The organism is Streptomyces sp. SAT1, from assembly GCF_001654495.1.
GTDB lineage: Bacteria > Actinomycetota > Actinomycetes > Streptomycetales > Streptomycetaceae > Streptomyces > Streptomyces andamanensis.
Map to the genome: position 1 here is coordinate 2,017,205 of NZ_CP015849.1, position 20,397 is coordinate 2,037,601.

A 20,397-nucleotide genomic window follows, 5' to 3' on the forward strand; every position below is an offset into this window, starting at 1 on the left:
GCAGCGGTTCAGCGCGGGGCGAGTCCGTACAGCGCGTAGTCGACGAGGGTGTCGGTGTACGCGTAGGTGAGCAGGCCGGTGTGCTGGAGCCAGCGCTGGGCGACCGGGGAGACGAAGAGTTCCAGGGCGATGCGCGGGTCGATGTCGGGGCGTACGGCTCCGCTCTCCTGCGCGGAGCGCAGTCTGTGCACGTACAGCTGGAGCTGGGGTTCCAGCAGCCGGGCCACGAGTTCCCGGCTGAGCTGCTCGTTCACCAGTCCCTCGGCGGCGAGCGCGCGCGAGGGCGCCTCGAACCTCGGGTCGAGCAGCCCGTCGACGGTGGCGCGCAGCACGGCCTTCAGGTCGGCGGCGAGGTCGCCGGTGTCCGGGATGCTTCCCTGCGCCTCCGCCGCCCCGCCCAGTTTCTCCCCGCTCTGCCGCGCGCCCTGCTCGGCGAGGTCGAGGAAGGCGTCCAGGAGCACGTCGGCCTTCGACGTCCACCAGCGGTAGATGGTCTGCTTGCCGACGCCGGCCCGTGCGGCGATGCCCTCGATCGTGGTCCTTGGGTAGCCGTTCTCGGCGACCAGCGCGAGCGCGGCCTCGTAGATCGCCCGGCGCGACTTCTCGCTGCGGCGGGAGGCGTCGGGGGTGGGCTTCTTGACCATGCCGCGACGGTAGCAGGGGGCTGAGACGGGCCGTCTCGCCACCGGGCGTCCCGGGCGCCACCCGCGTGGGCGAAGGCGGCGGTCCGGCCCGCGCGCGGCGGCGGCGCCCGGCGCACCATGGCAGCGAGCGTCCCGCGGCCGAGCACGCGGGCACGCCGTCGCCGCGCCGACCCCGCGCCCGCCGTCTCCGAGGAGGCCGCCTTGGCCCGTCCCCGCCGCGCCACTGCCCGGCGCTACCTGATGTGCCCGCCCGTGCGCTTCGCCCACTCCGCCGCCGCCCGCACGCCCGGCGCGGGCACGGACCCGGCGGACGCTGCGGGCGCGGCCGACACCTCGGCGGCGCTCGCCCAGTGGGAGCGGCTGCGCGAGGTGTACCGGTCGCTCGGGCACACGGTGGAGGTGCTGGTCCCCGAGCCGGGTCTGCCGGACATGGTGTGCACGGCGGACGGCGCGCTCGTCGTGGACGGGCGGGTCCTCGGCGCCCGGTCCGCCCGGCCGCGCCGGGAGCGGGAGGAGGAGGCGCAGCTGCGCTGGTTCGCCGGGCACGGCTTCGCCCGGCTGCGCCTGCCCGAGCACGGCAACGCGGGCGAGGGCGACTTCGCGGTGACCGCCTCGTACCTGCTGGCCGGGCGCGGCTTCCGCGCCGGTCCGCTCGCCCACGGCGAGGCGCAGGAGTTCCTGGGCCGTCCCGTGATCGGCCTGGAACTGACCGACCCGCGCCGTCCCCGCCTCGGTCTCGCGCTGGCCGTCCTCGACGACGCGGCCGACGAGGTGGCGTACCACCCGCCCGCCTTCTCCCCCGGCAGCCGCGAGGTGCTGCGCCGCCTCTTCCCCGACGCCCTGCTCGTGGGCGAGGAGGACGCCGCCGCCTTCGCCCTGGACGCCGTCGGCGACGGACTGCACGTGGTGCTGCCGCGCACGGCGGCAGCCGGTCTGGACGCCGCGCTGCGGGAGCGCGGCTTCGCACCGGTCGGCGTGGAGATCGGCGAACTGCGCAAGGCCGGCGGCGGGGTGCGGCGCTGCTCCCTGGAGCTGCGCGGCTGAACGCCGGGTCGGGGGTGGGGGGGGGCGGCGGCGGGCGCCTCGACCGGGACCGGCCGGGGCCGGGCCTACGGACCGCCTTGCGCGCCCCCGAAGCCGACGGCAAGGCAGACGCAGCCTCCTGCGACCGCGCGCCCGGCCCGCAACGCTCGGCCCCAGCCCTGACCCCGGCCCCGGCCCCTGCCCCGGCCCGGCGATGCGGGTCGCAGGCGACCGGGTGCGGCGGGCGGTGGGCCCGCGCCGTGCCGGTCAGTCCCCGTACCGTGCGCCGTCCTGAGGGGGCCAGGCGGCGCCCCAGTCGGTGTCCCGGGCCGCCTTGTAGAGGTCGCCGTGGCGTTTGGTGACCGTACGGCGGTGCAGTTGCTCGTCCGTCTCGCACAGGTCCAGCAGGACCTGCCCCTTGCGGATCTGGGGGCGCCGTACGACGCGGGCAGGCGCGGGGGCGGGGGCGGCGCGGGTGGCGGCGACGTAGCTGAACTTCTCGTCCTCGTAGGCGAGCGAGCCGCCCTTGACCTGGCGGTGCAGCGAGGAGCGGCTGACCCGGGCCGAGAAGTGGCACCAGTCGGTGCCGGGCACGATCGGGCAGGCGGCGCTGTGCGGGCAGGGCGCGGCGACGCGGAAGCCGGCCGCGACGAGCCGGTCGCGGGCCTCGATGATCCGGGCGTAGCCGTCGGGGGTGCCGGGCTCGACGACCACGACGGCCCCGGTGGCGGACGCGGCGGCGGCAGCGGCGTCGACGACGGCCGCCCGGTCCGCCGCGGTCAGTTCGCCCAGGACGTAGGAGACGGTGACGAGGTCGCTCTCGTCCAGGGCGAGCGCGGCGCCGATCCGGGCCCGCCGCCAGGTCGCGTCGCGCAGGTCCGGGTGGGCCGCGGCGATCTCCCGGCCCAGGGTGAGCGCGGGTTCGGCCCAGTCGAGCACGGTCACCGGCCGCGTCCCGGGCCAGGTGTCGGCGACGGCCCAGGTGGCGGCGCCGGTGCCGCCGCCGACGTCGACGTGGCCGCCGGGCGTCCAGCCGGGTACGGCCGCCGCGAACTCGGCGAGCGCCGAGCGGACCGCCTCGAAGGTGGCCGGCATCCGGTAGGCGGCGTACGCGGCCACGTCGGCGCGGTCGCGCAGGATCGGCGCGTCGGTCGGGGTGGTGCCCCGGTAGTTCGCGATCAGCCGCTCCACGGCGCCCGCGGCCTGCCGCGGCGGCAGTCCGTCGAGCAGACCGGAGAGCGCGCCCCGGAGGGTCTCCGAGGCAAGTACGACGTCGTTCACCGCACGATTCTCTCAGCCGGTACGGGGTGCTCGGGGCCGCCTGATCCGGGGCGGCCCCGGGCCCGCTCAGGTCCCGCGTGCGGCCCGTACGCCCCGGACCGCCCGCGCGAGCCGGGTGGCCGCCGCCGCCCGCGGCCGGTTGTCGGGGCGCCGCCGGCGCGGGTGCACGGTGGTGGCCAGCAGCACCAGGAAGGTGTCGGTGGCCGGGTCGAGGACGAGGGACGTCCCGGTGAACCCGGCGTGCCCGGCCGCGCCCCGCCCGGCCAGCTCCCCCATGAAGCGCGGCTCGTCCACGGCGAAGCCGAGCCCCGGCGGGGCCAGGAGCAGTTCGACGAGGTCGGGGCCGAGGATGCGGGCCGATCCGTAGGAGCCGCCCGCCAGCAGGGCGCGGCAGAAGACGGCGAGGTCGGTGGCCGTGGAGAACAGGCCCGCGTGCCCGGCGACCCCGCCCAGCGCCCAGGCGTTCTCGTCGTGGACCGCGCCGCGCAGCATGCCCCTGTCGGCCTTGGCCCAGGGCCGCCGCTGGTCCTCGGTGGCCGCCGCGCCGGGGCAGGGCCCGAAGCGGGTGGCCGTCATGCCGAGCGGGCGCGTGATCCCCTCGTGGACCAGGACGTCCAGGGGGCGGCCCGTGACGCGTTCCAGCACATGCTGGAGCAGCAGCAGGTTCAGGTCGGAGTACGTGTAGGTGCCGGGCACCCCGACGGGGGGTTCGGCGCGCAGCCGGGCGAGCCGGGCGGCCTGGTCGGGGCAGTCGTACAGCGGGATCTCGGGCCGCAGCCCGGAGGTGTGGGTGAGCAGTTGCCGCACGGTGACGCCGTGTGCGGCGGCGGCGTGGAACTCGGGGAGATAGGCGCCCACCTTCGCGTCCACGCCGAGCGTGCCCCGTTCGATCTGCTGCACCGCGGCGACCGCCGTGAACAGCTTGGTGACGGAGGCCAGGTCGAAGGGGGTGGCGACGGTCATGGGGACGCGTTCGTCGGGCGGGAGTTCGACGCCCCGGTCGGTGGCGGGGTCGTAGGACGCGTACCGTACGGCCCAGCCGGCGGCCTCCGCGACGGCGATCACCGGGCCGCGTCCGGCGACCACGACGGCGCCCGCCGCCCAGGGGTGCTCGCCCTCGGTGGCGGCGCGCACCTCGCGGACGAGGTGGCGCAGTTCGGCGGGGTCGAGCCCGGCCCGCTCGGGGCTGTCCCGCCGCAGTCTCGACGCGCTCAGCTGTCCGCTCCTTCGGCTCCCTCTGCTGCCCCTGCTGTTCCTGCTTCCCCTGCTGTTCCTGATGCCTCCGCTGCCGCTGCCGCCGCCGGTGTGCTCCAGGGACGGCACATTCCCACGAAGCAGCCGAGCGCCACCAGAGCCGCGGCCAGTTGGACCACGGCCATGGGTACGGCGGTGTGCTCCCCGGCGATCCCGACCAGCGGGGAGGCGACCGCGCCGATCAGGAAGGAGGAGGCACCGAGCAGGGCGGAGGCGGACCCGGCGTTGCGCTTGGTGCGCATCAGGGCGAGCGTCTGGGTGTTGGGCAGGGTGATGCCCATGGCGGACATCAGCACGAACAGCGCGGCGGCCACCGGGATCAGACCCACGTCGCCGAAGGCGCCCGCGGCCATCAGCAGCAGCGCGGTGGCCGCCGTGATGACGACGAGGAGGCCCGCGCCCAGCACCCGGTCCATGCGGAGCCGGCCGACCAGCACCGCGCCGTTGAGCTGGCCGACGGCGACCAGGCCGATCGAGTTCAGCCCGAACAGCAGGCTGAACGTCTGCGGGGAGGCGCCGTAGATCTCCTGGATCACGAACGGCGAGGCCGATATGTAGGCGAACAGGGAGGCGAAGGCGAAGCCGCCCGCGATCAGGTAGCCGGTGAAGACGCGGTCGGCGAGCAGCCGCCGCATCGAGCCCAGCGCCTCGCCGACGCCGCCCTCGTGCCGGGCGGCCGGCGGCAGCGTCTCGGGGAGCCGCGCCCACACCACCGCGCCGAGCAGCGCGCCCACCACCGTGAGCACGGCGAACACGCCCCGCCAGTCCGTCACCCGCAGGATCTGCCCGCCGATCAGCGGCGCGACGACCGGGGCCACCCCGGAGATCAGCATCAGGGTGGAGAAGAACCGGGCCATGGCCACGCCGTCGTACAGGTCGCGGACGACCGCGCGGGCGATGACGATGCCGGCCGCGCCCGCGAGGCCCTGCGCCAGCCGCAGCGCGACCAGCGCCTCGACGTTCGGTGCGAGCGCGCACAGGGCGGTGGCCACGACGTAGACGGCGAGCCCGGCGAGCAGCGGGCGCCTGCGGCCCCAGCGGTCGCTCATCGGGCCGACGACGAGCTGTCCGAGCGCCATCCCGGCCAGACAGGCGGTCAGGGTGAGCTGGACGGTCGCGGCGGGCGCGTGGAGGGTGCGGGTGACCTCCGGCAGCGAGGGCAGGTACATGTCCATCGCGAGCGGGGGTGTGGCGGTCAGGCCGCCCAGGATCAGGGTGACCAGCACACCGGTGCGGCGGGCCGAGCGGTCCGGCGGCGGGGATCCCGGTGACGGCCGGGGCCCAGGTGGCGTCTGAACTCCCGGCGGTGGCAGGGGCCCCGGTGGCGGCTGAGGTCCCGGCGGTGGCAGGGGTCCCGGTGCCGTCCGCGCGGCGGCCGGCTCCCCCGCGGCCTGCCTGTGCGGTGCCGACGCCCCACCCTCGGACATGTGTCCCTCCCTCTCCGACTGGTCCGCCACCTATGCTCTCAGCTCGTACACCGTGCCGAGGAACGCATGAGCGAGGGTGGGGTCCGTGATGCCTGGAATATCCGGTGGGGCGCAGGAGAAGGTCCGCTGGGGGATCCTCGCGACGGGCGGGATCGCCGCGGCGTTCACGGCGGATCTGGTGGACCTGCCGGACGCCGAGGTGGTGGCGGTGGGTTCGCGCCGCGCGGAGTCGGCGCGGGCGTTCGCGGACCGGTTCGGCATCCCGCGGGCGTACGGCACCTGGGAGGAGCTGGCCCACGACGCCGATCTCGACGTGGTCTACGTCGCCACCCCGCACGTCGCCCACCGGACCGCCGCGGGGCTGTGCCTTCGGGCCGGGCGGAACGTGCTGTGCGAGAAGCCGTTCACGCTGAACGTGCGCGAGGCCGGTGAACTGGTCGCGCTGGCCCGGCGGCAGGGGCGCTTCCTGATGGAGGCCATGTGGATGTACTGCAATCCGCTGGTCCGGCGGCTGAAGGCGCTGGTCGACGACGGCGCGATCGGCGAGGTGCGCAGCGTGCGGGCGGACTTCGGGCTGACCGGCCCGTTCCCGCCCGCCCACCGGCTGCGCGACCCGCTGCTCGGTGGCGGCGCGCTGCTCGATCTCGGCGTCTACCCGGTGTCGTTCGCCCATCTGCTGCTCGGCGAGCCGGCGGAGGTGCTGGCCCAGGCGGTGCTCTCCCCCGAGGGTGTCGACCTCCAGACCGGCGCGCTGCTCTCCTGGGACGGCGGGGCCCTGGCCCAGCTGCACTGCTCGATCACCGGTGATACGGGGACGACGGCCTCGGTCACCGGTTCGCGCGGCCGGATCGACGTGCCGTACGGCTTCTTCCACCCGGACCGGTTCGTGCTGCACCGCGACGGCCGCGACCCGGAGGAGTTCGCGGCCGACCCGGCGGACGGCCCGCGCAGCACCCTGCGGCACGAGGCGCTGGAGGTGATGCGGGCGCTGCGGGCGGGCGAGACCGAGTCTCCGCTGGTGCCGCTGGACGGCACGCTCGCGGTGATGCGGACGCTGGACGCCGTCCGGGAGCGGATCGGGGTCCGCTACCCGGGGGAGCCGGGCGACACGGGTGGGCCGGGAGAGCCGGGCGACAGGGGAGAGCCGGGCGACACGGGGGAGCCGGGCGAGCCGGTGGGTCCGGTGCTCGCGGGCGCGTGACGGCTGCCCGGCCCGCGTAGGTGCGTACGAGTGCGCGGCATCCGTATGGCGGACATGGGATTCCGTATGGCGGACCGCGCTCGTACGCTCCGGTGGCATGACTGACACCGAGACGTCGAAGACCGCCGTGGTGACGGGCGCGGGTTCCGGCATCGGCCGGGCCGTCGCCGTGGAACTGCTGCGCGCGGGCTGGTCCGTGGCGCTGGCCGGGCGGCGCGCCGAGCCCCTGGAGGAGACGGCGGCGCTGGTGCCCGGCGCCGCCTCGCTCACCGTACGCACCGACGTGGCGCGCCCCGAGGACGTGGCCGCGCTGTTCGCGGCGACGGCGGCCCGGTTCGGCCGGGTGGACCTGCTGTTCAACAACGCGGGCACCTTCGGCCCCGGCGGCGTCCCCGTGGAGGACCTGCCCTACGAGGCGTGGCGGCACGTGGTGGACACCAACCTCAACGGGGCGTTCCTGTGCGCGCAGGCGGCGTACCGGCAGATGAAGGAGCAGGACCCGCAGGGCGGCCGGATCATCAACAACGGCTCGGTCTCGGCGCACACGCCCCGGCCGCACTCGGCGCCCTACACCGCCACCAAGCACGCGCTGACCGGCCTGACCAAGGCGCTGTCGCTGGACGGGCGGCCGTACCGGATCGCGGTCGGGCAGATCGACATCGGCAACGCGGCCACCGAGATGACGGCCCGGATGGAGGCGGGTGCCCTCCAGGCGGACGGGCGCACGGTGCCGGAGCCGGTGATGGACGTCGCCGATGTGGCGCGCACGGTGCGGCACATGGCCGAACTGCCGCTGGAGGCCAACGTCCAGTTCGCGACGGTGCTGGCGACGGCGATGCCGTACGTCGGGCGGGGCTGAGCGGCCGTACACCGGGCCCGCCCGCCGATGTGGCGCGGCGGCCGTCCACGGACCGGTGCGCACCTCGCGTCCCGCGAGGTCCACCCCCAGCCGGTGCCGTGGAACGGCCGCCGCCTACCCCCCCTGGACATGGCCTGATGGAAGCTCGGCGCTCCAACTGTGAAGCTCTGGTGAAGGAGAAGCCGAGCATATGTCGCCGAACGGCCCGCAGGGTGCGGAGTCTTCTATTCCGTATGTGCAGATCGCGACGGCCTGTCAGCCGCCGCGATGACGTGACTCAGCGGCGGTGCCGTCCGCCCGTGCCAGCCCGCGCCGCCGCCCGCGCCTCCGCCCGCGCGGCGGCCCGGCGCCGGCGCAGCGCCCAGACACCGCCCGCGAGCAGCGCGGCGGTGCCGCCCGCGCCCTCCACCAGCCGCCAGGTGGAGGGCCCGGCGTCCCCGGCGGACGCCGCCGCCCCGGTCCCGGTCCCGGAACCGGCCCCGGCCGCCCGGGAGCCGGGCGCACCGCCCGCCGGCGCGCCGCCCTCGCTCAGCGGTTCCACCAGCGTGCCCACGGCCTGCGCCGAACTCCCCTGCGCGAAGCCCCAGTCGAGCAGGGCGGCGGTCTCCTCGTAGACGGCGTTCGCACCGTTCTCGGGGTGCATCACGGTGGCGACGAGGGTACGGCCGCCGCGGACCGCGGCACCGGTGAAGGTGTTCCCGGCGTTGGTGGTGTAGCCGTTCTTGACGCCGATCATGCCGTCGTACGGCTTCAGCCCCCAGGAACCGGTCAGCAGGCGGTCGGTGTTCTGGATCTGGAACGTCTTGCGGCCGCCGGCCGGGAAGTCGGCGGTGCGGGTGGCGCAGTAGCCGCGGAAGTCGGCGTTGCGCAGCCCGTGCCGGGCGAACAGGGTCAGGTCGTACGCCGAGGAGATCTGGCCCGGGTGGTCGAACCCGTCCGGGCTGACCACGTGCGTGTCCAGGGCCTGGAGGTCCTCCGCCCTGGCCTGCATCTCGGCGACCGTCTGTTCGACCCCGCCGTTCATATGGGCGAGGACGTGCACCGCGTCGTTGCCCGAGCGCAGGAACACGCCCTGCCACAACTGCTCGACGGTGTACGTGATCCCGGCCTGGATGCCGACGAGGCTGGAGCCGGAGGGGATGTCGGCGAGTTCGGCGGCGGTGACGGTGTGCCGGGCGGTGCGGTCGAACTTCTTCAGGACCGTGTCCGCGAAGAGCATCTTCAGCGTGGACGCGGGCGCGAGCCGCTCGTGCGCGCGGTAGGAGGCGAGCACCTCGCCGCTCGCCCAGTCGGCGAGGAGCCAGGCGCGGGCCGAGAGCTTCGCGGGGAGCCGGACGGCGGCGCGCACCTGGACTCCGGTACGGGCCAGCCGCTCACCGCCGATGACGGCGGCGGACCTGGTCGAGGCGGTGGTGCCGGTCATGCCGGTGGTCCCGGCCCTGGCGGTCCCGGTGGCGGCCGCGGTGGGGGACGCGGCCGAGGCGGGGTGACCGGCGGTGACGGCGGCGACCGGAGCGGCCGCGCACAGGGCGAGCAGGGAGCGCCGCGACGGGAGGGGGGACGGGGCGGCGGACCGGGGTGGGCGGGGGAAGCGGGGGGACAGAGAGGAATCGCGCACTCCGGGACCGTACAAAGCCGGGGCGGGCCCGCGCACGACAGGTCTTCAAAGGCTGATCAAAAGATCACCGAAGGGGGGACGCCGGATCACTCGTGTCGCGCACGCGGCCGACGGTCCGGTCCCGGTGTCTGGTCGGTCCACTCGCGGCACCCGCCACCCGAACGGCATGCAGAACGGGCCGCCGGAGCGCGACCGGTGCGAGGGTGGTCACGGCGTTGCCGCTTCCCCCGAGGAGTCACCGTGACCTGTTGCGACCGACGTGATCTCGGCCTGCTGCTGCTCCGGTTGGGCACCGGCGGCGTGCTGGCCGCGCACGGCGCGCAGAAGCTGCTGGGCTGGTTCGGCGGGGCCGGTCTGGAGGGGACGGGCCGGTTCATGGAGTCGGTCGGCTACCGGCCGGGCCGGGCGAGCGCGACGGCGGCGGGGCTCGCCGAGGCGGGCGGCGGTCTGCTGCTGGCGCTGGGCCTGGCCACCCCGGCGGCGGGCGCCGCGGCGGCCGGCGCGATGGCGGGGGCCGCGGCGGTGCACACCCCCAACGGCTTCTTCGCGCAGGGCGGCGGCTACGAGTACGCCGCCTCCCTCGGCCTCACCGCGACCGGCCTCGCGATCACCGGTCCCGGCCGCCTCTCCCTCGACCACGCCCTCGGCCACAGCGTCAACCGCGGCTGGATGGTCCCCGCGGCCCTCGCGGCGACGGCGGCGGGCACGGCGGCGGTCCTGGGCGCCCGGGTCCGGTACCTGCGGCGGCAGAAGGAGGGGCAGCAGGAGGCGCTGTTCGAGGAGTAGAGCAGTGCTGTTCGAGGAGTAGGGCGGTACGGAGCAGTGGAGCAGCAGTACAGGAGCAGCGGAGCAGAGGGCAGGAGCGGAGGAGCAGAGGGCAGCCGCCCCGGGTTCGTGGCAGGCTGCGCCCATGACCGCCCCGGACCCCGCCGCCCAGGCCCCCGCAGTACCCTCCGTGCCCTCCTCCCCCGCCGCGCCCGCCCTCTGGCCGACCGTCGACGCCCTGTGGGCCTGGCTCGACGGCCACCGCGCGCACGGCGAGCGCGAAACCCTCCTGCTGCGCCTGCTCAAACTCTCCGAGGAGGTCGGCGAGGCCGCCCAGGCGGTCATCGGCGCGACCGGCCAGAACCCCCGCAAGGGCACGACCCACACCTGGCAGGACGTCGAGTCCGAGCTGTGCGACGTGGTGATCACGGCCCTGGTCGCGCTGCGCACCCTGACCCCGGACGCCGAGGAGGTCTTCGGGCGCCATCTGGCACGGGTCAGAGACCGCTCGCTGGGCACGGGCACGGGAACAGGCACGGGCACGACGAACGGCGACGGCGTGCCGCCCCGTACTCCCTGAGCCGGAGCGGCACGCCGTCGCACGCTGCCGCGGCCGGTCAGCCCTGACCGGCGGTTCTTGTCCGGCGCCGCATCCACCCCCCGTGGGGATCCGGCACCCGGCGCCATGGCGGCGCCCCACTGTCACGGCCACTGCCGCGCGACCGGACCGATCCGGCCGCTTCCGGACGGTCGCTAGAGGATCGCGACACCGCCTTCCCGCAGCGGTCCCCTGCGGGGACTCCGGTCGAGAGAAGCGGCCAGCCCGAGTCCCGCCATCGCGGCTCCCGCGGCCAGGCACTGGACGACCTGTGGCGCGCCGCCGGGCGCGCCCACCGCCGGATGGACGAGTGCGGCGCCGAGCGCGCCGCCGGTGAAGAGTGAGAGCGGGATCGCGACAGGCCCGCGGGGCTGGGCCGGGACGGGTTCGGCCGGGACGGGTTCGGCCGGGACGATGCCTCCGTCCCGCTCGTCCTCGTCGAGCTGGTCCTCGACCCGGTCCAGGAGCGCTTCCCAGCTGACGGGGTCGATCCCGTCCCCGTCCGTCTGCTGCCGGGTTCCCTCCCGGTACTCCTCCGCCAGGCGGCGGAGCTGCTCGAATGTTTCAGACATTCCGTGTGTCCCTCCCGAGCTGCGCGTATGGGTTTCGAGCGGACGCTTGACTGTTCTTCATGGTTCGCCACTGTTCTTCGTTGTTGTCCTACGGGTCGCTAGGACCCAACCTGGACTCACGGGAGGCGACGTACGTGCCGCCTCCCGTGAATCCGAGTAACGGCACTAGCTCGTCACGTCACCGAGCACCTCGTCGTGGACGGTGGCGCGGTGCGGCTCCAGTGCCTGGCGCACCTTCGTGTAGCGGCGGGCCACCGTGTGCCGGTCGATCCGGAGGACCTGGGCGATCTCCGCCTGGGTCAGGCCCTCGACGATCGCGAGCCGGGCGACCTGGTACAGCCTGTCGGGCAGGGTGTCCGCGAGGAACCGGTCGATGGCCCTGAGCCGGTCGTCGCGGATGTGGTCGCCCTCGTCCGGCTGGACCGCCACCACCTCGGGGATCTCCGCCACCGGCGTCGAGCGGTCGCGGTCGTTGCCGCGCGCCGCGTCCGCGATGACGTTCCGCATCACCTTGCGCGCGAAGGCCCGGCCGCCGTCGCGCCGGTCCAGCACGAAGTCCGGGCGGGACCAGGCGCGCACGAGCTGGAGCACCGCGGTCTGCACCAGGTCCTCCATGGCGTACTGCATGCGGGCCTGGCGCACCATGCCTTCCAGGAACGGCTTGAGCCGCTGGAGTTCGTCCACCTGTCGCGGTGTCAGCCGGCGGCGCGGCTTGGCTTCCGGAGCGGTGCGTGCTTCCGGGACGAGTCCCTGCGGTGTACGCGGCAGGTCGTGCGGGTCCGTCGGCCCTCGAACATCGGGGGCATTGTGCATCAGGACCAGTCCTTCCCGTGGCGCGGCCAACTGAGCGGCCGGGAAACGGCGGTTGGGCTTCTCACTCAGTTGTGCCGCGCGCGGGGGCAGGTGTGGTGCGTTTCCGTCTCCGTAACTTTGAGTGACGGCCGGGGACGGGCCCCGGCCCCACCCCTCAGCTCAGGAGCTGATGCACGAACAGGGCGACGCCGACACCCACGAGCAGCGCGGTGCCGAGCAGCGGATCGAGGAACGCCACATAGGTGACGAGCCCCGCGACGATCAGGATCAGCAGGATGCGGTGGAGCTTCTGGAGAGGGTCCATGCGGCGTGCTCCCGGGGACGGCGACCGACGACACGTCGGCGGAAAGGGCACCGGCACGACTCACCGGTTCACTTCGGACGCCGCCCCGGACACCACCCTCGGGCGCACCCCCGGACGGTGTCCGTCATCACGCCACCAGACGCACCCGGCGCACCATCGGGGGTACGGACGGCCTCCCCGCGCCGGGAACACCGGACCGCCCGACCCACTACGCTCCGGACATGGACGACGAACCGCTCTCCCGGTGGGCCGAGCGCCGTGACGCGAGGATCGGGCAGCTCCGCGCCGTGCCTCTCGTGACCGGCGACGGCCCGAGGGCATCGCATCTGAACCCCGAGGCGCCCCGGGCGATCCAGCGGTGGAACGGCCATCTGTGGGAGCCGTACGGCTTCGCGGCGAACCTCGCGGAAGCACGGCTCGTCCTGTTTCCCCGCGCCGAGGCCGACTCCGAACCCTCACCCGCCCCCGCGGTCACGCCGAGGCTCGGCCCCGGGACCGGCAAGCACCGGAAGCCTCCGGCGCTCTGAGGGGCCGGCCCGCGGTACTCGCTGCGCTCCGGCAGCCGGCCGACGCCCACGATTCCGTGAGAAAAGGCCGCTGACCCGCGGTGAAGCGGTTCAGCGGCCTGAGGGGCAGACGAGTCGGGCTGTACGCCGGATTTTGTCGCCCGGTCGCCTCGCGGCGGCCGGGGAGACGGCCATCCATCTAGGACCGGCGTTGCCGCCGGCCTCGTGCGGTCCACCCGCGGACTCGGGCGGGCAGCCCTCGAACGTCCGCGCAGAGACACCGGGGTGTCTCCTTTTGACCTTGCTCCGGGTGGGGTTTACCTAGCTGCCCAGGTCACCCTGGGCACTGGTGGTCTCTTACACCGCCGTTTCACCCTTACCGAGGACCGAGGTCCCCGGCGGTCTGTTTTCTGTGGCACTGTCCCGCGGGTCACCCCGGGTGGCCGTTAGCCACCACCCTGCCCTGTGGAGTCCGGACGTTCCTCGGGAAGCCCCTCGCGGGAACTTCACGCGGCCGTCCGCCCGGCTCGTCTGCCGTACGGACCATGATACCGGGCGGCCGGGCGGCCGGGCGGCCGGGCGGCCGGGCGGCCGGTGCGCCCGCCCGGGTCAGGGGGCGGGCGGGGCGAAGGCGCGGTCCAGGGCGTCGAAGGCGGCGGTGAGGCGCAGCCGGTGGTCCTCGGCGAGGGCGTCATCGGCGGCGGTGTCGTCGGTGACGGTGTCCTCGGTGGCGGTGTCCGTGTCCGCCAGCAGGCGGGCGACCGTGCCGGTGCCGACCGCGCGGTACGCGGCGATCACCAGGGCGGCCAGGAGCCGGGGGTCGGGGACGTCCGGCGCGGTCTCGGCCAGGGCCTCGGTCAGGGCGTGCTCCACCTCGTCCACCGCCTCGCGCGCGCGGGCGCGCAGCGCCGGGGAGGCGGCGACGACGTAGAGGAAGGGGCGGAAGCGGGCGCGGGCGCCGGAGAGCGGGTGCCCGGTGCCGAGGAGGCCGAGGGCGAGGCGGCGCAGCGCGGTGAGCGGGTGCTCGCCCGGGGCGCGTCCGCGTACGGCCTCCGCGACGAGTTCCACCGCCTCGGGGATGCGGTCGAGGAACAGGTCCTCCTTGCGCGGGAAGTAGTTGAAGACCGTCATCGGGGACACCTCCGCCGCGCGGGCGATCTCCGCGACGGTCACCTCGTCGAAGCCGCGCTCCACGAAGAGCCCGGTCGCCACGTCCGAGATCCGCTGCCGGGTCTCGCGCTTCTTCCGTTCCCTCAGACCCGGTTCGCCGGTGGCCCGCTGTGTGCTCATGGAGAAAAATATAGCCGATAGAAACTTTTAGTCGCTACAGTAAAGCCATGACTGACTACGACGTGGTGGTGGCCGGCGCCGGTCCGGTGGGGCTGTTCCTCGCCTGTGAGCTGCGGCTCGGCGGGGCGCGGGTGCTGGTGGCGGAGCGGCTGGCCGAGGTGGACGAGACGATCAAGGCGGGGGCGATCAACACGCCCAGCGCGGTGGCGCTGTACCGGCGGGGGCTGCTGCCCGAGGTGACGCGGGTGTGGGAGCAGTCGGCGGCCCGCATCCGCGCCTTCATGCGCGCGAACGCGCCCCAGGGCCAGGAACAGGAACGGGGCCGGGAACAGGAACAGGGCTCCGGCCGGGGCGGGGAGGAGGGGCTTCAGGACCGTATGCCGCCCAAGTTCGCCGGGCACTTCGCCGGAATCATGCTGGACGCGGCCCTGTTCGACGAGTCCGACCCGGCCTACGCCGACCTCGGGCCCGCCGCGGGCGCCGGGCTCGGTGTCCCGCAGGCGGAACTGGAGCGGATCCTCGCCGTGCGGGCGGCGGAGACCGGCGTCGAGGTGCGCCGGGGTGTCGCCCTGACCGGGTTCCGGGACCACGGCGACGACGGCGTCACCGTGGAGCTCGCCCCGGTCGACGGCTCCGCGCCCCAGCGCGTCTGCGCCGGCTGGCTGGTGGGCTGCGACGGCGGGCGCAGCACGGTCCGCAAGCTCGCCGGGTTCGACTTCCCCGGCACCGACCCGGAGATCACCGGCTACCAGGCGATCGCCGACCTGACCGGCGCCGAGAAGCTCGGCAAGGGCTGGAACACCACCGAGGTCGGCACCTACGTCCACGGGCCCTTCCCCGGCCGGGTCCTCACCGTCGAGTTCGACGGGCCGCCCGCCGACCGCTCCGCGCCCGTCACCCCCGAGGAGCTCCAGGCCAGCCTGCGCCGGGTCTCCGGTGTCCCCGACGTGTCGGTGACGGCGATCCGCTCGGTGACCCGCTTCACCGACAACGCCCGCCAGGCGAGCACGTACCGCAGGGGCCGCGTGCTGCTCGCCGGGGACGCCGCCCATGTGCACTCGCCGTTCGGCGGGCAGGGGCTGAACCTGGGCATCGGCGACGCGATGAACCTCGGCTGGAAGCTGGCGGCCGTGGCGCGCGGCCTGGCCCCCGAGGCGCTGCTGGACACCTACACCGCCGAGCGGCATCCGATCGGCGCCTGGGTGCTGGACTGGACGCGCGCCCAGATCGCCCTCATGCGGCCGGACCGGCACGCCCGCGCGCTGCGCCGCGTGGTGACCGACCTGGCGCTGACGACGACCGGGACGACGTACCTGGTCAAGCAGATATCCGGCATCTGGCAGCGCTACGACCTGCCCGGCGGCCACCCGCTCGTCGGCGCCAGCGCCCCCGACCTGGAACTCGCCGACGGCAGCCGCCTCGGCGACCAGCTGCGCCGGGGCCGCGGCCTGCTCCTCGACCTCACCGGCGACCCGTCCCTGCGCGCCCTCGCCGACGACTACACCGACCGCGTCACCGTCGTCACCGCCCCCTGCGCCGCCCACCCCGAACTCGCCGCCCTGCTGGTCCGCCCCGACGGCTTCGTGGCCTGGGCCGCGGACACGGGCACGGGCGGCCCCTCGGGTACGGAGGCGGCGGACGGCGGCGAGCCGCTGCTCCCGGCTCTGGAACGGTGGTTCGGGAAACCGGCGGCATCCGCCCGCTCTTGACCTTCACCCGACGTCAACGTCTGTACTGGCCGTATGCGGATCGGAGAACTCGCCGCGGCCGTCGGCGTCACGACGCGGACCGTGCGGCACTACCACCACCGGGGCCTGCTGCCCGAGCCGGGACGGGACACCAACGGCTACCGCCGCTACACCCTCCGCCACGCGGTCGCCCTCGCCCGCATCCGGCGGCTGACCGAACTCGGTCTGGCCCTGTCGGAGGTGCGGGACGTGCTCGCCGAGGACGCGGGGCGCGATCTCGCCGACGTACTGGAGGAGCTGGACGCCGATCTGGCACGGCAGGAGGCGGCCGTACGGGAGCGGCGGGCCCGGCTGCGGGCCCTTCTCGACGCGGGGCTGCCCGACGAGGGGCCCGTGTCGCCCGGACTCGCCGCTCTGTTCGCCGGACCGGCCGCCCCGCCGTCCGGCGGCTCGCCGATGGCCGCCAAGGACCGGGAGGTGCTCGCGTTGCTGGACACCGCGGCGGCTCCGGCGGACCGCGACCGTCTGCTGGCCGGACTGCACGAGACCCTGGGCACTCCCCGGGCGGCGGCCGGGGCGCGGGAGGCGTACGCGCTGCTCGACGACCTCGCCGACGCGGAACCGGATGATCCGCGCACCGGCCGCGCGGCCCGCGTCCTGGCGGGGCTGATCCCCGCCGCGCTGCTGCCGGAGACGGAGTTCGACCACGACGGCGCGTTCCTGCGCGCCATGTACGCGGACCTCGCGCCGGCCCAGGCGGCTGCCGTCCGCGGCGCGCTGGGCATCCTGGCCGAGGAGCGCCTGAGACGGCAGGAACGGCAGGAAGGGCAGGAACGGCAGGAACAGGAACAGCGGGAGCGGTACGGGAACGGGAAGCAGCTCCGGTCGGACAGGCCGGGTGGGGAGGGGACATGATGCGGACCACGTACGTGCTGGCGCGGCACGAGCTGCGGCTGCTGGGCAGTCTGGTGCTCTGGCTGGGGCGGCGCACCCATGGCGGCGGGGAGGGAAGGACGTTCGGGCACGCCAGGGGGCAGGGCGCCGCCATGTTCGGGCTGGCGTTCGTGTGCGTGATCGAACTGCTGTGCACCTCCGTGCTGCTGCGCGAGTGGCCCACGGCGGAACGGGTGACGCTCGTGGTGGACGTGTACACGGTCGTCCTGGTGGTCGCCCTGCACGCCGCCTCCGCCGTCCGCCCCCATGTGCTCACCGCGGACACCCTGCGCGTCCGCCGGGCGGCCCACGTCGATCTGCGCGTGCCGCTGGACCGGATCGCCGCCGTCCGCCGCGAGACGCGCACCCCGGGGCCCCGGCAGGCGGACGGCGAACTCGACCTCGCGGTCAACGGGCAGACCTCCGTGACCCTGGAGCTGACCGAGCCGGTGGTGCACACCACCTTCCTGGGCCGCCGCCGTCCGGTGCGCGTCGTCCGCTTCCACGCCGACGAGCCGGACCGCCTGGTGGCCGCCGCCCGCCGAGGGTGAGGGCGAGGGCCCGCCCCGGGGCGTGCCGGCGTCCCCGTACGCTGGCCGGGAGCCCTACCCGAAGGAGAACCCGTGCTCGTCCTGCTGCCGCCCTCCGAAGGCAAGGCCGGTTCCGGTCGTGGTGCCCCGCTGGAGCTGGAGTCGCTGTCGCTGCCGGGGCTCGCCGGGGCGCGGCGGGCCGTGCTCGACGAACTGGTGGCGCTGTGCTCGGGGGACGGCGACGCGCAGGACAAGGCGCGGGACGTGCTCGGGCTGAGCGAGGGGCTGCGGGGCGAGGTCGCCAAGAACGCGGGGCTGCGCACCGCGGGGGCGCGGCCCGCCGGGGAGATCTACACCGGTGTGCTCTACGACGCCCTCGGCCTGGCCACGCTCGACCCCGCGGCCAAGCGGCGCGCGGCCCGTTCGCTGCTGGTCTTCTCCGGGCTGTGGGGTGCGGTCCGGGTGACCGACAGGATCCCCTCCTACCGCTGCTCGATGGGGGTGAAGCTGCCCGGACTCGGTGCGCTGGGCGCGCACTGGCGCGCCCCGATGGCCGAGGTGCTGCCCGAGGCGGCCGGGAGCGGTCTGGTGCTGGACCTGCGGTCCGCCGCGTACGCCACCGCCTGGAAGCCGAAGGGTGAGGTCGCGGAGCGGACGGCGACCGTACGGGTGCTGCACGCGCCCACCCGGAAGGTGGTCAGCCACTTCAACAAGGCCACCAAGGGGCGGATCGTACGGAGTCTGCTGAGCGCGGGCGCCGCCCCGGCCGGCCCCGCCGAACTGGTGGAGGCGCTGCGGGACCTCGGTCACGAGGTGGAGGCGCGGGAGCCGGCCGGGGCGGGCCGGGCCTGGTCGCTGGACGTGCTGGTGACCGAGGTCCACTGAGCCCCGCCCCGCCGTCAGTCGTTGCAGCATGCGCAACCTGCTTTGCGCATGCTGATGCGGCCCGGCAGGATGGCGCCATGTCCGCATCGCTGCCGTCGCTGCCGTCGCAGCCCTCGCCGTCCTCGCCGTCCTCGCTGCCGTTCCCGCCCGCCGCGCCGTCCGGGTCCACCTCCGTGCTGGACCTCGCCCCGGTCCTTCCGGTCGTCGTCCTGGAGGACCCGGCCGCCGCGGTGCCCCTCGCCCGCGCGCTGGTCTCCGGGGGGCTGCCCGCGATCGAGGTGACGCTGCGTACCCCGGCCGCGCCGGAGGCGATCGCCGCCATCGCCGCCGAGGTGCCGGACGCGGTGGTGGGCGCGGGTACGGTCGTCACGCCCGCGCAGGTCGAGCAGTGCGTGGTGGCAGGGGCCCGGTTCCTGGTCAGCCCCGGCTGGACCGACACCCTGCTGTCCGCCATGGCCGCGTCCGGACTGCCGTATATGCCCGGAGTGTCGACGACGTCGGAGGTCGTGGCGCTGCTGGAGCGCGGGGTGCGCGAGATGAAGTTCTTCCCGGCCGAGGCCGCGGGCGGCACCGCCTACCTCAGGTCGCTGGCCGGTCCGCTCCCCCAGGCCCGCTTCTGCCCGACGGGGGGCATCGGGCCCGGCACCGCGCCCGACTATCTGGCGCTGCCCAACGTCGGCTGCGTGGGCGGTAGTTGGATGGTCCCGGCGGACGCGGTCGCGGCCGGGGACTGGGCCCGTGTCGAGCGGCTGGCGCGCGAGGCGGCGGGGCTCAGCGCAGGTGGGACGTGTCGTTGAGGAGCCGGACGCTCGCGTTGCCGTCCGCGTAGTACGCCACCGCCGACAGGGAGGCCGCCGACAGCTCCATGCGGAACAACGACTCCGCCGGGGCGCCCAGGGCCAGCCTGACGAACGTCTTGATCGGCGTCACATGGGTGACCACCAGGACGGTGCGGCCCGCGTGGGCCGCGACCAGCCGGTCCCGGGCCGCGGCGATCCGTACGGCGGTGGCCGCGAAGCTCTCGCCCCCGCCGGTGGGTTCGGCCTCCGGCGAGGCCAGCCAGGCGTTCAGGTCGTCCTGGTGGCGTTCGCGCACCTCGCCGAAGGTGAGCCCCTCCCAGGCGCCGAAGTCGGTCTCACGCAGGTCCTCGTCCACCGTCACGGCGAGGCCGAGGCGGGCGGCGACGATCGCGGCGGTCTCCCGGGTGCGGGCCAGCGGGGAGGACACCACGGCCTGGATCGTGCCGCGCCGGGCGAGCGCCGCCGCGGCCCGCTCCGCCTGCTCCCGGCCGACGGCGGAGAGCGAGGGATCGCTGCCGCCGCTGCCGGAGAACCGCTTCTGCGGGGTCAGCGGCGTCTCACCGTGCCGCAGCAGCACCAGCGTGGCCGGCGCTCCCAGATCCGCGGGCGCCCAGCCGGGCGCGGCGACGGTCCGGGCGGCGCGCTGGTCGGCGGTGCGCTGGTCGGCCGCCCGCTGGTCGGCGGTGCGCTGGTCGGCCGCCCGCTGGTCGGCGGTGCGCTGGTCGGCCGCCCGCTGGTCGGCGGTGCGCTGGTCGGCCGCCCGCTGGTCGGCGGTGCGCTGGTCGACGGCGCGCTGATCGGCGGTGCGCTGGTCAGCCGCGCGCTTCGGATCGGGGGCGCCTCCCGCCACGGGGGTGCCTCCCGCCACGGGGGCTTCTTCCGCCGCAGGAGCTTCTTCCGTCGCGACGGCGCTCGCGACGGTGCCCTTCGCCCGGGTGGCGGCAGCGGCGGTGGCCGCCGTCGACGCCGACGCGGGCGCGGACGACCACGGCTCGCCGCGCGCGCCCGCGTCCATCGCCTCGTTGGCCAGGCGGTCGGCGTGCTTGTTGCGTGCGCGCGGGATCCACTCGTAGGTGACCCGGCCGGGCGGGAAGACCCGGGCGGCCTCGGCCGCCAGGGGCTGGAGGTCGGGATGCTTGATCCGCCAGCGCCCCGACATCTGCTCGACCACGAGCTTGGAGTCCATCCGCACGTGCACCGCCGCCCCCGGGTCCAGGGCGTGCGCGGCGCGCAGCCCGGCCAGCAGGCCCCGGTACTCGGCGACGTTGTTGGTGACGGTGCCCAGGTACTCGGCGGCCTCCGCGAGGGGCTGGCCGTCGGACGCGTCGAACACCACCGCGCCGTAGCCCGCGGGCCCCGGGTTGCCCCGCGACCCGCCGTCCGCCTCGACGATGAACTCCCGCACG

General features: G+C 75.2%; 21 protein-coding genes and 1 other RNA gene. 11 read left to right on the top strand and 11 right to left on the bottom strand.

Going from position 1 to position 20,397, the window contains the following annotated elements:
- Positions 1-8: 8 nt before the first annotated feature.
- Complete coding sequence (locus tag A8713_RS08775; protein WP_064532839.1) at positions 9-644, bottom strand: TetR/AcrR family transcriptional regulator; 636 nt, start codon at positions 642-644, stop codon at positions 9-11.
- Positions 645-845: 201 nt separating this feature from the next.
- Between A8713_RS08775 and A8713_RS08780 the strand changes: the two genes are divergently transcribed.
- Positions 846-1,688 (top strand): dimethylarginine dimethylaminohydrolase family protein, encoded by an 843-nt coding sequence (locus A8713_RS08780; RefSeq protein ID WP_107440604.1) that lies wholly within the window; start codon positions 846-848, stop codon positions 1,686-1,688.
- Between the two features lie 246 nt (positions 1,689-1,934).
- Here A8713_RS08780 and A8713_RS08785 read toward each other — a convergent pair whose 3' ends face one another.
- From A8713_RS08785 to A8713_RS08795, 3 genes are all read right to left on the bottom strand, one after another.
- Entirely contained in the window at positions 1,935-2,948 is a 1,014-nt protein-coding gene (locus A8713_RS08785) for a small ribosomal subunit Rsm22 family protein (RefSeq protein WP_064532841.1), read from the bottom strand.
- Between the two features lie 66 nt (positions 2,949-3,014).
- Positions 3,015-4,226, bottom strand: a complete 1,212-nt coding sequence (locus A8713_RS08790) for a serine hydrolase domain-containing protein (RefSeq protein ID WP_079159249.1) — start codon at positions 4,224-4,226, stop codon at positions 3,015-3,017.
- Complete coding sequence (locus A8713_RS08795; RefSeq protein ID WP_443069759.1) at positions 4,160-5,551, bottom strand: multidrug effflux MFS transporter; 1,392 nt, start codon at positions 5,549-5,551, stop codon at positions 4,160-4,162. Before A8713_RS08795 ends, A8713_RS08790 begins: the two co-directional genes overlap by 67 nt.
- Positions 5,552-5,717: 166 nt before the next feature.
- On the opposite strand from A8713_RS08795, the gene A8713_RS08800 reads away from it, so the two are divergent.
- The gene (locus tag A8713_RS08800) at positions 5,718-6,830 is read left to right on the top strand and encodes a Gfo/Idh/MocA family protein (RefSeq protein WP_064532847.1); all 1,113 of its coding nucleotides are present in this window, start codon (positions 5,718-5,720) and stop codon (positions 6,828-6,830) included.
- A 97-nt stretch (positions 6,831-6,927) separates the two neighbouring features.
- Entirely contained in the window at positions 6,928-7,689 is a 762-nt protein-coding gene (locus A8713_RS08805) for an SDR family oxidoreductase (RefSeq protein WP_064532850.1), read from the top strand.
- A 277-nt stretch (positions 7,690-7,966) separates the two neighbouring features.
- Here the strand turns inward: A8713_RS08805 and A8713_RS08810 are convergent, their stop codons facing one another.
- The gene (locus A8713_RS08810) at positions 7,967-9,343 is read right to left on the bottom strand and encodes a D-alanyl-D-alanine carboxypeptidase family protein (protein WP_443069705.1); all 1,377 of its coding nucleotides are present in this window, start codon (positions 9,341-9,343) and stop codon (positions 7,967-7,969) included.
- A 204-nt stretch (positions 9,344-9,547) separates the two neighbouring features.
- Here A8713_RS08810 and A8713_RS08815 point away from each other — a divergent pair, with 204 nt between their 5' ends.
- Together A8713_RS08815 and A8713_RS08820 are read left to right on the top strand one after the other, a co-directional pair.
- A complete protein-coding gene (locus A8713_RS08815) occupies positions 9,548-10,093 on the top strand; it encodes a DoxX family protein (protein ID WP_018570534.1) in 546 nt (181 codons plus the stop codon).
- A gap of 124 nt (positions 10,094-10,217) precedes the next feature.
- Positions 10,218-10,652 (top strand): MazG-like family protein, encoded by a 435-nt coding sequence (locus A8713_RS08820; RefSeq protein ID WP_237305327.1) that lies wholly within the window; start codon positions 10,218-10,220, stop codon positions 10,650-10,652.
- A 173-nt stretch (positions 10,653-10,825) separates the two neighbouring features.
- Here A8713_RS08820 and A8713_RS08825 read toward each other — a convergent pair whose 3' ends face one another.
- The 3 genes from A8713_RS08825 to A8713_RS33765 form a co-directional block, all read right to left on the bottom strand.
- Complete coding sequence (locus A8713_RS08825) at positions 10,826-11,242, bottom strand: hypothetical protein (protein WP_064532854.1); 417 nt, start codon at positions 11,240-11,242, stop codon at positions 10,826-10,828.
- A 165-nt stretch (positions 11,243-11,407) separates the two neighbouring features.
- Entirely contained in the window at positions 11,408-11,926 is a 519-nt protein-coding gene (locus A8713_RS08830; RefSeq protein ID WP_064532856.1) for a sigma-70 family RNA polymerase sigma factor, read from the bottom strand.
- 283 nt (positions 11,927-12,209) lie between these two features.
- Positions 12,210-12,359: a hypothetical protein gene (locus A8713_RS33765; RefSeq protein WP_018570538.1), complete on the bottom strand. Its 150-nt coding sequence runs from the start codon at positions 12,357-12,359 to the stop codon at positions 12,210-12,212.
- Between the two features lie 221 nt (positions 12,360-12,580).
- Here A8713_RS33765 and A8713_RS08835 point away from each other — a divergent pair, with 221 nt between their 5' ends.
- Complete coding sequence (locus A8713_RS08835; RefSeq protein ID WP_064532859.1) at positions 12,581-12,886, top strand: DUF6087 family protein; 306 nt, start codon at positions 12,581-12,583, stop codon at positions 12,884-12,886.
- Between the two features lie 106 nt (positions 12,887-12,992).
- On the opposite strand, the gene rnpB is transcribed toward A8713_RS08835, so the two are convergent.
- Both rnpB and A8713_RS08845 read right to left on the bottom strand, forming a co-directional pair.
- Positions 12,993-13,395, bottom strand: an RNA gene (gene rnpB, locus A8713_RS08840) — RNase P RNA component class A.
- Positions 13,396-13,474: 79 nt separating this feature from the next.
- The gene (locus tag A8713_RS08845; protein WP_064532862.1) at positions 13,475-14,155 is read right to left on the bottom strand and encodes a TetR/AcrR family transcriptional regulator; all 681 of its coding nucleotides are present in this window, start codon (positions 14,153-14,155) and stop codon (positions 13,475-13,477) included.
- Between the two features lie 47 nt (positions 14,156-14,202).
- Between A8713_RS08845 and A8713_RS08850 the strand changes: the two genes are divergently transcribed.
- The 5 genes from A8713_RS08850 to eda all read left to right on the top strand — a co-directional run bounded on the left by A8713_RS08850 (position 14,203) and on the right by eda (position 18,988).
- A complete protein-coding gene (locus A8713_RS08850; protein WP_064532864.1) occupies positions 14,203-15,864 on the top strand; it encodes an FAD-dependent monooxygenase in 1,662 nt (553 codons plus the stop codon).
- A gap of 33 nt (positions 15,865-15,897) precedes the next feature.
- Positions 15,898-16,758 carry a MerR family transcriptional regulator gene (locus tag A8713_RS08855; RefSeq protein WP_064532866.1) on the top strand — a complete coding sequence of 287 codons (861 nt, stop codon included), beginning with the start codon at positions 15,898-15,900 and terminating at the stop codon, positions 16,756-16,758.
- On the top strand, positions 16,758-17,327 hold the full coding sequence (locus A8713_RS08860) for a hypothetical protein (RefSeq protein WP_064532868.1): 570 nt from the start codon (positions 16,758-16,760) through the stop codon (positions 17,325-17,327). Before A8713_RS08855 ends, A8713_RS08860 begins: the two co-directional genes overlap by 1 nt.
- 72 nt (positions 17,328-17,399) lie before the next feature.
- On the top strand, positions 17,400-18,191 hold the full coding sequence (gene yaaA, locus A8713_RS08865; protein ID WP_064532870.1) for a peroxide stress protein YaaA: 792 nt from the start codon (positions 17,400-17,402) through the stop codon (positions 18,189-18,191).
- 77 nt (positions 18,192-18,268) lie between these two features.
- The gene (gene eda, locus A8713_RS08870) at positions 18,269-18,988 is read left to right on the top strand and encodes a bifunctional 4-hydroxy-2-oxoglutarate aldolase/2-dehydro-3-deoxy-phosphogluconate aldolase (protein WP_064532872.1); all 720 of its coding nucleotides are present in this window, start codon (positions 18,269-18,271) and stop codon (positions 18,986-18,988) included.
- Here eda and A8713_RS08875 read toward each other — a convergent pair.
- Positions 18,963-20,396: a bifunctional RNase H/acid phosphatase gene (locus A8713_RS08875; RefSeq protein WP_064532874.1), complete on the bottom strand. Its 1,434-nt coding sequence runs from the start codon at positions 20,394-20,396 to the stop codon at positions 18,963-18,965. The two genes, eda and A8713_RS08875, sit on opposite strands and share 26 nt — an antisense overlap.
- Between the last annotated feature and the right edge of the window lies 1 nt (position 20,397).